The following is an 11,932-nucleotide window of genomic DNA, read 5'->3' on the forward strand; positions in this document are numbered from 1 at the left end:
TTCTGCCGCAGAACGTCCTGCGCGATGGTCGAGAGCCCCGCGATGCCCTTGCGCATGTCGGTGACCCCGCAGGCCAGGTAGACGCGAACACCCGTGCCACGCGCCGCCGCCCTGCCCCGTGTGCGGGCCGGTCATCATGGCTTGCCAGTCCTGGCTGACCGACTGCCCGACATGGGCGACCTCGAAATCCTCGCGCAGGCGCTCGGCGGCGCGCACCATCTCGGGCGTCAGGAAGGGTTCGCCGAACTTGTCCTTGCGCCGGGCCAGGGCCCGCACCGGGCTGTCGGCGGCGGCCAGCCGGGTGCTTCGCAGGCGGGTTTCTTCCTCGGGCCCCGTGGCGCCGCCGGGGGCATGGGCAAAGGGGGTCTGGGCCTAGGCCATCTCGCGGGCGCGGTTTTCCGAGCGCGCGATCAGGTCGCGCAGTGCCGCCCGCCCGGTGTGGGACATCCGGTAGCGCACAACACGCCCCCCCAGCGCCCCGGCATCGACAAAATCGCGCAGCACCAGCGCCCGGGCCACCCGCAGATCCAGTGGCGCGCTGTGTTCGGGACTGTCGCCCGCCGCATCGCGCACGATGACCCCACGCCCCATGTCCGGGGCCACGGCCAATAGCGCCCCCGGCTCGGCCAAGCGGCGCAGGGCCTGCAGCTGTTCCAGGTTCGAGACCGCCGCCGCGCCCCCGGCCCCTTCCGAGGCCAGCACCCGCAGCGCCTCATCGATGAGCGGGTCCTCGCGGCGCTGTTCGACCCGGCGCACCTGGCGCATGATGGTCGAGGCGTGGCAGTCCGCGCGACGTGCCAGCGCGCGGATGGACTGGCCATAAACGGTGTGCAGCAGGTAGTGCCGTACGTGGTCCGGCACCCAGGTCGGCATCGAGACCGACGACTTGTGTTCAAATGACATTGTCCGTTCCCATCCTCGCCGCGCTGTCAGCGCGGCCAATCCGGCCCATTCCCCACCCAGGACACCGTTTCTCTGTCGGAAACATTGTCCACAGAAGAAACCATAGTTTCCAATTGGTAAACGTTGGTTAAGGGGCCGTTCGCCGATTTTTATCACACGCAACACACGCTCGGGTTGTGTTACAAGTGGCATGAAACAAACCGGGAGTCCGTCATGGAAGATGTCCTGACACGCGTTTCACGTCTCGAAAGGCCGCAAATTCTGGTGCAGACCGCGCGCCTTGGGTTAACGGAGTATTGCCGCGACCGCCATCTGCGGCGGTTGCTGAAGACCGACACGCCACCGCAAGCAAGCGATGCGGTGATCCGGCTACTGGACATGGAGGCGGCTCTGGACAGCCAGCGCCAGCAGGACCGCGCGGCCTATTCCATAGCCCGGCACGTGGGGGTGCTGATCGCGCTGATGTCCGAGGCAGCCACCCTGCGGGCGATCCGCAAATCGCGCCGCAGGCTGGCGCCCATGGGCTGAGAGATCAGCCGAAGGCGTCGGGCATGCTGGCCTTCTTCTCGGCCACATAGGTGTTGAGGGCCTCGTTGATGGCCGGGTCGACGGCGGGCTGCTGGTAGTCGGCCAGCAGCTTCTCGACCCGCAGCTTGGCCAGTTGGCGGGTGTCGCGCCCGCCTTCCTCGTCCCAAGTCTCGAAGGGTTTGTAGTCCAGCAGATCAGAGCGCCAGAAGGCACTCTTGAAATTCGCCTGTGTATGGGCGCAGCCAAGGTAATGACCGCCCGGACCCACTTCCCGCAGCGCGTCCATGGCCTGGGCGTTCTCGTCGATCTGGACGCCGCTGGCGATGCCGTGCAGCGCCCCCAACTGGTCGGCATCCATCACGAATTTCTCGAAATCGGCGACCAGACCGCCCTCCAGCCAGCCGCAGGAGTGCAGCATGAAGTTGACCCCGGCCAGAAGCCCCACATTCAGGCTGTTGGCGGTTTCATAGCCGGCCTGTGCATCAGGCAGCTTGGAGCCGTTGAACGACCCCGCCGAGCGGTAGGGCAGCCCCAGCCGCCGCGCCAGTTGCCCCGCCCCGTAGGTGATCTTGGCGGCCTCGGGGGTGCCGAAGGTGGGCGCGCCCGAGTTCATGTCGATCGAGGTCACGAAGGTGCCGAAGATCGCCGGGGCGCCGGGCCGGATCATCTGGCTGTAGGCGACGCCGGCCAGGACCTCGGCCAGAACCTGGGTCAGCGTGCCGGCCACCGTGACCGGTGCCATGGCCCCACCGACGATGAAGGGGCTGATGATCGCGGCCTGGTTCTTGGCGGCATAAGCTTCCAGCGCGCCCATCATCGTCGCATCAAAAGTCAGCGGCGAGTTGATGTTGATCAGCGAGGTCAGAACCGTGTTCTGGTCGACGAAATCCCGGCCAAACAGGATCTCGGCCATCTCGATGCTGTCGCGCGCCCGGTCGGGATCGGTGACGGAGCCCATGAAAGGCTTGTCCGACAGGGTCATATGCGCCAGCAGCATGTCGAGGTGGCGCTTGTTCACCGCCACGTCGGTGGGTTCGCAGACCGTCCCGCCCGAGTGGTGCAGCCACTTGGACATATAGGCCAGCTTCACGAATTTCTGGAAATCCTCCATCGTGGCATAGCGGCGGCCACCGTCGACGTCGCGCACGAAGGGCGGGCCATAGACCGGCGCCAGCACCAGGTTGCGCCCGCCGATCACCACGTTGCGCTCGGGGTTGCGGGCGTGCTGGGTGAATTCCGAGGGCGCGGTCTTGATCAACTCGCGCGCCAGCCCCCGGGGAATGCGCACCCGCTCGCCGGTGACCTCGGCGCCGACGGCCTTCCAGCGCTCCAGCGCCTGCGGGTTGTCGACGAAGGCGACGCCGATCTCCTCGAGGATCTGCTCGGCATTGGCCTCGATCACCGCGATGGCCTCTTCCGTGAGAACCTCGAAGTTGGGCACGTTGCGCTCGATGTATTTCGCCGTCTCGAAACTGACCGCCGAGCGTTGCGCCCGCCGCGCGGCCCCGCCGCCGCCGCGGCCCCTGCGCCCTGCCTGTGCCGTGCTTGCTTCGCTCATGCCGCGACTCCCTCGTCTCGATGCCTTGCCAAGGTGATAGCCCCACACGCGGCGGCGATGGATCGGATTTGCGCCCTTTTGGGTGCGAAAGCGACATGCGCGCGCTTGCATGGGTCAGGCTTCCGGCTTAACTGGCGCCATGCAAAGCCACAACCACGACCGCCTTCTCATCATCGATTTCGGCAGCCAGGTCACGCAGTTGATCGCGCGGCGGCTGCGGGAGTTGAATGTCTATTGCGAGATTCACCCCTTTCAGGCCGTCACCGAGGCCTTCCTTGACGCCTTCGCGCCGCGGGCCGTGATCTTCTCGGGCGGGCCGGATTCGGTCATGCGCGCGGGCAGCCCACGGCCGCCGCGCAAGGTCTACGACCTGGGCGTGCCGATCCTGGGGATCTGCTATGGCCAGCAGGTGATGATGCAGGACCTAGGCGGCACCGTCGAGGCCGGCGAGGATGCCACCGCCGAGTTCGGCCGCGCCTGGGTCACCCCCGCCGAAGGCGCACGGCCCGATTTCCTCAACGGCTGGTTCATGGACGGCTCGGGGCGCGAACAGGTCTGGATGAGCCATGGCGACCATGTCTCGAAACTGGCCCCGGGCTTCGAGGTGCTGGGCACCTCGCCCGGCGCGCCCTTCGCCATCACCGCCGACCTGACCCGCCGGTTCTACGCGGTGCAGTTCCACCCCGAGGTGCATCACACCCCCAACGGCAAGACCCTCTACGAGAACTTCATCCGCGACGCGGGCTTCAAGGGCGACTGGACCATGGACGCCTACCGCGAAGAGGCCGTGGCCAAGATCCGCGCCCAAGTGGGCGACAGCAAGGTGATCTGCGGGCTGTCGGGCGGTGTGGACAGTTCCGTCGCCGCCGTGTTGCTGCACGAGGCCATCGGCGACCAGCTCACCTGCGTCTTCGTGGATCACGGGCTGCTGCGCCAGGGCGAGGCCGACGAGGTCGTCACCATGTTCCGCGATCACTACAACATCCCGCTGATCCATGCCGACGAGGCCGAGCTGTTCCTGGGCGAGCTTGACGGTGTTTCCGATCCGGAAATAAAGCGCAAGATCATCGGGCGTCTGTTCATTGATGTCTTCCAGAAATACGCCGGCGACATCGCGGGCGCGGATTTCCTCGCCCAGGGCACGCTCTATCCCGATGTCATCGAATCGGTCAGCTTTTCCGGCGGGCCGAGCGTGACGATCAAGTCGCATCACAACGTGGGCGGGCTGCCCGACAAGATGGGCCTGAAACTGGTCGAGCCGCTGCGCGAGCTGTTCAAGGACGAGGTCCGCGCGCTTGGTCAGGAGCTGGGCCTGCCAGCCTCGTTCATCGGCCGCCACCCCTTTCCCGGGCCGGGCCTGGCCATCCGCTGCCCCGGCGAGATCACCCGCGACAAGCTGGAGATCCTGCGCAAGGCCGATGCCGTCTATATCGACCAGATCCGCAAGCACGGGCTTTATGACGAGATCTGGCAGGCCTATGTCGCGATCCTGCCCGTGCGCACCGTGGGCGTCATGGGCGACGGGCGCACCTACGATTATGCCTGCGCCCTGCGCGCGGTGACATCGGTGGACGGCATGACCGCCGATTACTACCCCTTCAGCCATGACTTTCTGGGCGAGACCGCGACCCGCATCATCAATGAGGTCAAGGGCATCAACCGCGTCACCTATGACGTGACCTCCAAGCCCCCGGGCACCATCGAGTGGGAATGACCCCCACGTCGCCCCCTTTGCCCGATGCCGTCCGTGCGGCGTTCTGGATGACGGGCGCCATCGCGTCCTTCACCTCGATGGCCGTGGCCGGGCGCGCGGTCAGCTTCGAGCTCGATACCTTCGAGATCATGCTCTACCGCTCGGTCGTGGGCATGGTGCTGGTGCTGCTGGTGGCCAGCGCGGCGGGCACGCGGGGGCAGATCAGCACCGAGCGGCTGGGCCTGCACGGGCTGCGCAACGTGGCGCATTTCGCGGGCCAGAACCTGTGGTTCTTCGCGATTTCTGCGCTCCCGCTGGCGCAGGTCTTCGCGCTGGAGTTCACCTCGCCCATCTGGGTGATCCTGCTGGCCCCGCTGGTGCTGGGCGAACGGATCACGCGCACCGGGGCGCTGGCCGCCGCCATCGGCTTTGCCGGGGTGCTGATCGTGACCCGGCCCGGGATCTCGGCGCTGGACCTGGGCCATCTGGCCGCCGCGGGGGCCGCCGTGGGCTTTGCCCTGTCGGCGCTGTTCACCCGGCGGCTGACGCGGGGGACGACGATCACCGGCATCCTGTTCTGGTTGACAGCGATGCAGCTGGTGCTGGGCCTGGTCTGTGCCGGGCTGGACGGTGACATCGCCCGGCCCTCGCCCGCCAGCCTGCCCTGGCTGGTGCTGATCGGCTGTGCGGGCCTGGTCGCGCATTTCTGCCTGACCACGGCACTGTCCATCGCGCCGGCGGCGGTGGTCATGCCCATCGACTTCGTCCGCCTGCCGGTGATCGCCCTGGTCGGCGCGCTGGTTTACGCCGAGGCGCTCGACCCCTTCGTGTTTCTTGGCGCGATCTTCATCTTTGCGGGCAATTACCTGAACATCACGCGCGGCCAGGCCCGGCCGGTCGTGCGCGGGGCAGCCGTGCCGAAGTGACGCTGCGACGGGCTCGCGACCTTACGTTGCGTCAAGAATTGACCCGGCGCCGCGGCCCTTTCTAGGGTTCACCTGAGGAGAGACACCACTTCAGGGATGAGGGACATGGAAAAGATACTCGGCGCGGGGGCCGCGCTACTGTTGACGACCGGACTTGCCAGTGCCGGCGGGCTCGATCGGTCGGGCCAGCCGGTCGGCGCGATTTTCGAGGACGGCAGTTATGCCGAGCTGAGCTTCGGGCGGGTCAACCCGTCGGTCAGCGGCAACATGAATGCCGCCCTCGGCGGGGCGCCCTCCGGCGACATGGCGCCCAGCTACGCGCAGTTCGGGGCGGCCTACAAGACCGACCTGTTCGAGGGCACCGCGCTCGCCATCATCCTGGATCAACCCTATGGCGCCGACGTGGACTACGACGACACGACCGCCTATGCCCTGGCCGGCGCGAATGCGGAGGTCGACACCACCGGCCTTTCGGTGCTGCTGCGGTTCCGGATCGACGAGAATTTCAGCCTGCACGGCGGGGTCCGGACGGTGACGGCGAGCGGTGTCTACGACGTGCCGGCGGTAGACCCGGATGGTCCGGGGGGCCCCGCGCCCGCATCGCCCGCCTACGCCTCGACCTACTCCAGCGACACCGGCATGGCTATGTCCTGGGCGGGTCCTACGAACGCCCTGAGATCGCCCTGCGCGTTGCGCTGACCTACAGCAGCCAGGTCGACCTGGCGCTTGATGGATCGGCGGGCGATCTGAGCACAACCATGCCCGAAAGCGTCAACCTCGACTTCCAGACCGGCATCGCCCAGGACACGCTTCTTTTTGGTTCGTTGCGCTATGTGGCCTGGGACGGTTTTGCCCTGACCGACAGCACGCCGGCTGTGGGTAATATCCTCGAATACGACGATGACGTCTATACGTTCAACATCGGGGTCGGTCGGCAGTTCACCGACAAGCTTTCCGCCTCTTTCGCGGTGGGCTATGAAGCGGCCACCGACGATCCGACCGGCAACCTCGGCCCGACCGATGGCTACGTCAGCTACCAACTGGGCGCGGCCTACATGATCGCCGACGGGGTCGAACTGTCGGGGGGTATCCGCTACATCGACATCGGCGATGCGACCACCAGCATCGGATCGGACTTCAGCGACAACTCGGCCGTGGGCCTCGGCGCGAAGATCGCCTACTCCTACTGAGCGGACCAAGACCACACCGAAAGCCCCGCCCCACCCGGCGGGGCTTTTTCGTGGCGCTGCAATTCGGGCTTGGACGCCGGGCGCGCCCGCGCTAGGCACGGGCCATGATTTACGAAAGCGCCGCCGACTGGACCCGAGCCGCCCACAAGCGCGTGGTCTTTTTCGCCATGTCCGGGCTGGGCAAGACGCATCTGTCCAAGATGCTGGCGGGCACGGGCGACTGGTTTCACTACAGCGTGGATTACCGCATCGGCACCCGCTACATGGCCGAACCCATCGCCGATAACCTCAAGAAACAGGCCATGCAGGTGCCCTTCCTGGCCGAAATGCTGCGCGCCGATGCCATCCATATCGCCGCCAACATCCACGACGATGATCTCACGGCCGTTTCGGCCTACCTGGGCAAGCCCGGCGACCCGGCCCGCGGCGGTCTGCCCATGGCCGAATACACCCGCCGCCAGGCCGAGTTCCGCGCCGCCGAGGAACGCACCCTGCTTGACACGGGCGCCTTCATCACCCGCGCGGAAGAGGTCTATGGCTATCCGCATTTCGTCTGCGACACCGGCGGGTCGATCTGCGAATGGGTCGATCCCGAAGACCCCGACGACCCGATCCTGCGCGCCCTGTCGGCGCAGTGCCTGATGGTCTGGATCAAGGGCAGTGACGCCCATACAGACGAACTGGTGCGCCGCTTCGACCGGGCGCCCAAGCCGATGTCCTATCAGCCTGAGTTCCTGGCCCGGGCCTGGGCCGAATACCTGCGTGAAAACACCCTGCAAGAGGGCGATGTCGACCCGGATGCCTTCATCCGCTGGGCCTATGCACGGGCCCTGGCCCATCGCCCGCCCCGCTATGCCGCCATGGCCCGCAATTGGGGCGTCACCGTCCAGGCCGAGGACATGGCCCACACCCGCGACGCCGCCGATATCGAAGCGGTGATCGCCGCCGCGCTCGACGCGCCCCGCTGAGCCCGCAATACCGCGAAAGAGACCGACATGCCCATCAAGCTGCCCCGCTCCCTGCCCGCCTATGACGTGCTCTCGACCGAGGGCGTCATGGTCATGGGCGAGAATGCGGCCAGCCAGCAGGATATCCGGCCCCTGCGCATCGCGCTCTTGAACCTCATGCCCCGCAAGATCCAGACCGAGATCCAGTTCTCGCGGCTGATCGGGGCGACACCGCTGCAGATCGAGTTCAGCCTGATCCGCATGACGGGCCACGAGGCGCGCAACACCTCGGCCGACCACATGGATGCCTTCTATCGCCCATTTGCGGAGGTCCGCGACGAGAAATTCGACGGGCTGATCATCACCGGCGCCCCGATCGAGCACCTGCCCTTCGAGGAGGTCACCTATTGGGACGAGCTTTGCGAGGTTTTCGAATGGACCCAGAGCCACGTGCATTCCACCTTCGGCGTCTGCTGGGGCGGCATGGCGATGATCCACTACTTCCACGGGGTGAAGAAACACCTTTTGGAGCAAAAGCTCTTCGGCTGCTACCGGCACATGAACTTTGCCCCGGAAAGCCCCTATCTGCGCGGATTTTCCGATGATTTCGTCATGCCTGTCAGCCGCTGGACCGAGATGCGCCGGCCCGAGATCGAGGCGGCGGGCCTGCCGATCCTGCTGCACTCGGACGAGGTCGGCCCGGCGCTGGTCGAGGACCCGGCACATCGGGCGCTCTATGTCTTCAACCACCTGGAATACGACAGCGGCACGCTGGACGAGGAATACCGCCGCGATCTGGCCGCCTCGCAGGTGGCGGGGGCCGATGTGCTGATGCCGGTGAACTATTTCCCCTTCGACGATCCCGCCCGCGCGCCGCAGAACCGCTGGCGCAGCCATGCGCATCTGCTCTATGGCAACTGGATTTCCGAAATATACCTGACCACGCCCTTCGACATGGGCCGCATCGGTCAGGAGGTCTCGGACCTGCGGCGCTGACGCCGCGGCGCTGCTGGACCCCGCACAGGCCGGGGCTACGTTCCATCCATTGTTGTTGCGCGGGGCGACTGTCATGAAATTTCTTGTGTTCCTTCTGGTTCTGCTGGTCCTGGCCGCGGCGGTCCACTTGCGCGCGGGCGCCCGCGAAAGCCGCTGGGAGGCGAGGTTCCCGCCGCTGGGCCAGGTCATCGAGGTCGAGGGCACCCGGGTTCACGCGCTGGTCAAGGGCGACGGCCCCGATCTGGTGCTGATCCATGGCTCTTCGGGGAACCTGCGGGATTTCAGCTTTGCCCTGGTGGACCGGCTAGCCGAGGATTACCGCGTGATCGCCTTCGACCGGCCGGGCCTGGGCTATACCGAGCGGCTGCACGCGCGGGGTGCGACAATCGCGGAACAGGCGGCGCTGCTGCAAAAGGCAGCGGCGCAGCTGGGCGCAGAGCGGCCGTTGGTGCTGGGCCAGAGCTATGGCGGCGCCGTCGCCCTGTCCTGGGCAGTGACGCAGCCGCAGGCCCTGGCGGCGCTGGCGCTCGTGTCCTCGCCCACGCACCCCTGGGACGGCCATGTGCCCGCGCTCTATCGCATCAACGGCTCGCGCCTGGGCGCGGCGCTGGCGGTCCCACCGATCACCGCGCTGGTGCCGCAGTCCTACATCCGCGACCAGGTGCGCGCGATCTTCGACCCCGAGCCGATGCCCGAGGGCTATGACAGCTATGTCGGCGCCGAACTGGCCGCGCGCCGCGTCAGCCTGCGCGCCAACGCCAGACAGCGGTTGGGGCTGCTTGACCAGATCACCCGGATGCAACCGCGCTATGACAGCCTCGACCTGCCGATCGAGCTGATCCACGGCACCGCCGACACCACGGTCGGCCTGTCCATCCATGCCGAGAAATTCATCCGCGAGGTGCCGCAGGCCAACCTGACCCGGCTGGAGGGGGTGGGCCACCTGCCCCATCACACCGCGCCCGAGGCCACCCGCGCGGCCATCGACCGCGCCGCCACGCGCGCCGGATTGCGCTGACCGCGCCCGACCCCCATAGTGGCACAAGCGAGGAGACCAAGATGCAGGACCTGCCCTTCGACGGGGCCATCCGCCGGGAGTTCGCAAAAAAGGCCCGTCATCGCGATGACCTCTCGCGGGTTGGGCCGGTGGAGCCCATGATCCATGCAGCGCCGGACCTCTGGCATGGCTAAGCGCGGCTATCATCACGGCGACCTCAAGCGGGCGCTGGTCGACGGGGCCCTGCGCCTGATCGAGGAGAAGGGCCCGACGGGCTTTACCCTGTCCGAGGCCGCGCGCGAGGCCGGCGTGACCCCGGCCGCCGTCTATCGCCATTTCGACGGGCGCGACGACCTGATCGCCGAGGCCGCCCGGCAGGGCTATGTCATCTTCGCCGACCTGATGGAACATGCCTATGACAAGGGCCAGCCCTCGGCGCTGGCCTCCTTCGAGGCCACGGGACGCGCCTACCTGGCCTTCGCGCGCCGGTTTCCGGGGCACTACGTGGCGATGTTCGAAAGCGGCATCTCGGTGCAGCGCACGCCCGAGCTGGCCGTGGCCGCCAGCCGGGCCATGGGGTTGCTGGAAAAGGCCGCCGCCGAGCTTTCGCAGCATATCCCCGAGGACAGGCGCCCGCCGCCGCAGATGTTCTCGGCCCATGTCTGGGCCATGTCCCATGGCGTGGTCGAGCTGTTCGCGCGCGGCAGTCCCGGCAGCCGCGCGCCCTTCCCGCCCGAAGACCTGCTGGAGACCGGAATCGGCATCTACCTGCGCGGGCTGGGGTTGATCCGGCCCGACACCGAGAGCGAACCGGGCAGCGGCGCGGGCTGAAAAATTGCTGGCCCGGCCCGCGCGGGACCGGTATCCAGCGAGGTGACAGACACCGGAGATGCACCGATGGACGGCACCCTTGCCGCGATCTACCTGATCGCAAGCCTGTTCGACATGAGCCTCAACCATTGCCCACAGGGATGCCTGGCCCGTGACGCCGCCCCCGCGCGGCTGTCGGTGCAGGCCGCCGATGTGATCTTTCAGGAGGACAGCATCGGCCAGGAGCTTTACCTGGGCTACGACCTGGACCACGCCTATGGCCCCTTCCAGTCCACGGTGGCGCTGTCGATGACCGACCAGGGCGCGGGCTGGGCCGGGCTTGGGGTGAAATCCCGCTTCGAGATCGGCCAGGCGGGGCTTTTCGCGGAGGGGTCCATCATGCCGGGCTATCACAGCGCGGGCGACGGGCCCGACCTGGGCGGCGCGCTGCAGATCCGCTCGGCCTTGGGGATGGGCTATGAGTTCGGCAACGGGGCCTCGCTAAGCGTGATCTACGACCACCGCTCGAACGCGGAGACGCAGGCGCTCAATCCCGGGCTGGAAACGCTCTCGATCCGCTACCAGGTTGCGCTCGACTGAGCCGTGCGGGAGGGGCGCTGCCCCTCTTGGCCTGCGGCCAATTCACCCCGGGATATTTCCGGCCAGAAGAAACGGCGCGCGGCTCTCACCGGCCCAGCAGAACCAGCGAGCGTTCATCCCAGGCCACGCGGGTGGGCATGCCGACATCCAGCACTGGGCGGCCGATCAGGTTCTTCATCGAAAGGGTCAGGGGTTTCTCGATCCCCTCCACGGCCACGTCGTAATAGGTCATGTCGCCGTAGTAGACGACCTCGTCGACGCGGCCCGCGACCTCCATCCGGTCGGTGCGCTCGCCCTCGAAGAGCAGCGACAGCGTCTCGGGGCGGATGCCGATGGTGACCGGCCCCGCCGCCACCCCGCCGGGGGCCTGTTCGGCGGGCACCCTGCAGCGACCCAGCCCCTCGACCGCGACATCGATCTCGGCGCCGGTGGCGCTGACCTGCCCGCGCAGGAAATTCATCATACCGATGAACCCGGCCACCCGTTTCGAGCGGGGCCGACGATAGAGTGTTTCGGGGTCGTCCAACTGGCCGATGCCGCCCTCGAACATCACGGCGATGCGGTCGGACATGACCAGCGCCTCTTCCTGGTCGTGGGTCACGAGGATGAAGGTGATCCCGACCTCGCGCTGAAGCTTCATCAGCTCGACCTGCATCTGTTCGCGGATCTTCTTGTCCAGCGCGGACAGGGGTTCGTCCAGCAGCAGCACCTTGGGTTTGAGGATCAGTGCGCGGGCCAGCGCCACGCGCTGGCGCTGCCCGCCCGAGAGCGCCGTCGCCGCCCG

The 11,932-nt window shown here is 67.2% G+C and carries 15 protein-coding genes and 1 pseudogene; 11 read left to right on the forward strand and 5 right to left on the reverse strand.

Annotation, left to right across the window (positions count from 1 at the left end; all coding sequences use genetic code 11):
• The 3 genes and pseudogenes from ACH107_RS24415 to ACH107_RS24425 all read right to left on the reverse strand — a co-directional run.
• Nucleotides 1-56, reverse strand: a 56-nt coding sequence (locus ACH107_RS24415; protein WP_412508125.1) for a hypothetical protein, incomplete at its 3' end; no start/stop codon positions are given.
• A 70-nt stretch (nucleotides 57-126) separates the two neighbouring features.
• Nucleotides 127-312: pseudogene (locus ACH107_RS24420) on the reverse strand (DUF6456 domain-containing protein); the annotation flags it as partial.
• A 60-nt stretch (nucleotides 313-372) separates the two neighbouring features.
• Nucleotides 373-903: a hypothetical protein gene (locus tag ACH107_RS24425; protein ID WP_412508106.1), complete on the reverse strand. Its 531-nt coding sequence runs from the start codon at nucleotides 901-903 to the stop codon at nucleotides 373-375.
• Between the two features lie 213 nt (nucleotides 904-1,116).
• On the opposite strand from ACH107_RS24425, the gene ACH107_RS24430 reads away from it, so the two are divergent.
• Nucleotides 1,117-1,431 (forward strand): DUF6477 family protein, encoded by a 315-nt coding sequence (locus ACH107_RS24430; RefSeq protein ID WP_310691150.1) that lies wholly within the window; start codon nucleotides 1,117-1,119, stop codon nucleotides 1,429-1,431.
• 4 nt (nucleotides 1,432-1,435) lie between these two features.
• Here ACH107_RS24430 and ACH107_RS24435 read toward each other — a convergent pair whose 3' ends face one another.
• The gene (locus ACH107_RS24435; RefSeq protein WP_412508108.1) at nucleotides 1,436-2,989 is read right to left on the reverse strand and encodes a trimethylamine methyltransferase family protein; all 1,554 of its coding nucleotides are present in this window, start codon (nucleotides 2,987-2,989) and stop codon (nucleotides 1,436-1,438) included.
• Between the two features lie 139 nt (nucleotides 2,990-3,128).
• Here ACH107_RS24435 and guaA point away from each other — a divergent pair, with 139 nt between their 5' ends.
• From guaA to ACH107_RS24485, 10 genes are all read left to right on the forward strand, one after another.
• Nucleotides 3,129-4,703: a glutamine-hydrolyzing GMP synthase gene (gene guaA / locus ACH107_RS24440; protein ID WP_310691152.1), complete on the forward strand. Its 1,575-nt coding sequence runs from the start codon at nucleotides 3,129-3,131 to the stop codon at nucleotides 4,701-4,703.
• Nucleotides 4,700-5,608 carry a DMT family transporter gene (locus ACH107_RS24445; protein WP_412508110.1) on the forward strand — a complete coding sequence of 303 codons (909 nt, stop codon included), beginning with the start codon at nucleotides 4,700-4,702 and terminating at the stop codon, nucleotides 5,606-5,608. Before guaA ends, ACH107_RS24445 begins: the two co-directional genes overlap by 4 nt.
• A 105-nt stretch (nucleotides 5,609-5,713) precedes the next feature.
• A complete protein-coding gene (locus ACH107_RS24450) occupies nucleotides 5,714-6,307 on the forward strand; it encodes a hypothetical protein (protein WP_412508111.1) in 594 nt (197 codons plus the stop codon).
• A 59-nt stretch (nucleotides 6,308-6,366) separates the two neighbouring features.
• Nucleotides 6,367-6,798, forward strand: coding sequence for a hypothetical protein (locus ACH107_RS24455; RefSeq protein ID WP_412508112.1), 432 nt, complete (start codon nucleotides 6,367-6,369; stop codon nucleotides 6,796-6,798).
• Between the two features lie 104 nt (nucleotides 6,799-6,902).
• Nucleotides 6,903-7,766 carry an ATPase gene (locus tag ACH107_RS24460; protein ID WP_412508113.1) on the forward strand — a complete coding sequence of 288 codons (864 nt, stop codon included), beginning with the start codon at nucleotides 6,903-6,905 and terminating at the stop codon, nucleotides 7,764-7,766.
• Nucleotides 7,767-7,793: 27 nt separating this feature from the next.
• Entirely contained in the window at nucleotides 7,794-8,741 is a 948-nt protein-coding gene (locus ACH107_RS24465; RefSeq protein WP_412508115.1) for a homoserine O-succinyltransferase, read from the forward strand.
• 73 nt (nucleotides 8,742-8,814) lie between these two features.
• Nucleotides 8,815-9,759: an alpha/beta fold hydrolase gene (locus ACH107_RS24470; protein ID WP_412508117.1), complete on the forward strand. Its 945-nt coding sequence runs from the start codon at nucleotides 8,815-8,817 to the stop codon at nucleotides 9,757-9,759.
• A 41-nt stretch (nucleotides 9,760-9,800) separates the two neighbouring features.
• On the forward strand, nucleotides 9,801-9,932 hold the full coding sequence (locus tag ACH107_RS24475; RefSeq protein ID WP_310691158.1) for a hypothetical protein: 132 nt from the start codon (nucleotides 9,801-9,803) through the stop codon (nucleotides 9,930-9,932).
• Nucleotides 9,925-10,569, forward strand: a complete 645-nt coding sequence (locus ACH107_RS24480) for a TetR/AcrR family transcriptional regulator (RefSeq protein ID WP_412508119.1) — start codon at nucleotides 9,925-9,927, stop codon at nucleotides 10,567-10,569. The genes ACH107_RS24475 and ACH107_RS24480 overlap by 8 nt, the downstream gene beginning before the upstream one ends.
• 66 nt (nucleotides 10,570-10,635) lie before the next feature.
• Nucleotides 10,636-11,148, forward strand: coding sequence for an acyloxyacyl hydrolase (locus ACH107_RS24485; RefSeq protein WP_412508121.1), 513 nt, complete (start codon nucleotides 10,636-10,638; stop codon nucleotides 11,146-11,148).
• 85 nt (nucleotides 11,149-11,233) lie between these two features.
• Here ACH107_RS24485 and ACH107_RS24490 read toward each other — a convergent pair.
• On the reverse strand, nucleotides 11,234-11,932 hold a 699-nt coding region (locus ACH107_RS24490), incomplete at its 5' end, for an ABC transporter ATP-binding protein (protein ID WP_412508123.1).

The sequence above is a fragment of the Roseovarius halophilus (ex Wu et al. 2025) genome (assembly GCF_047086965.1).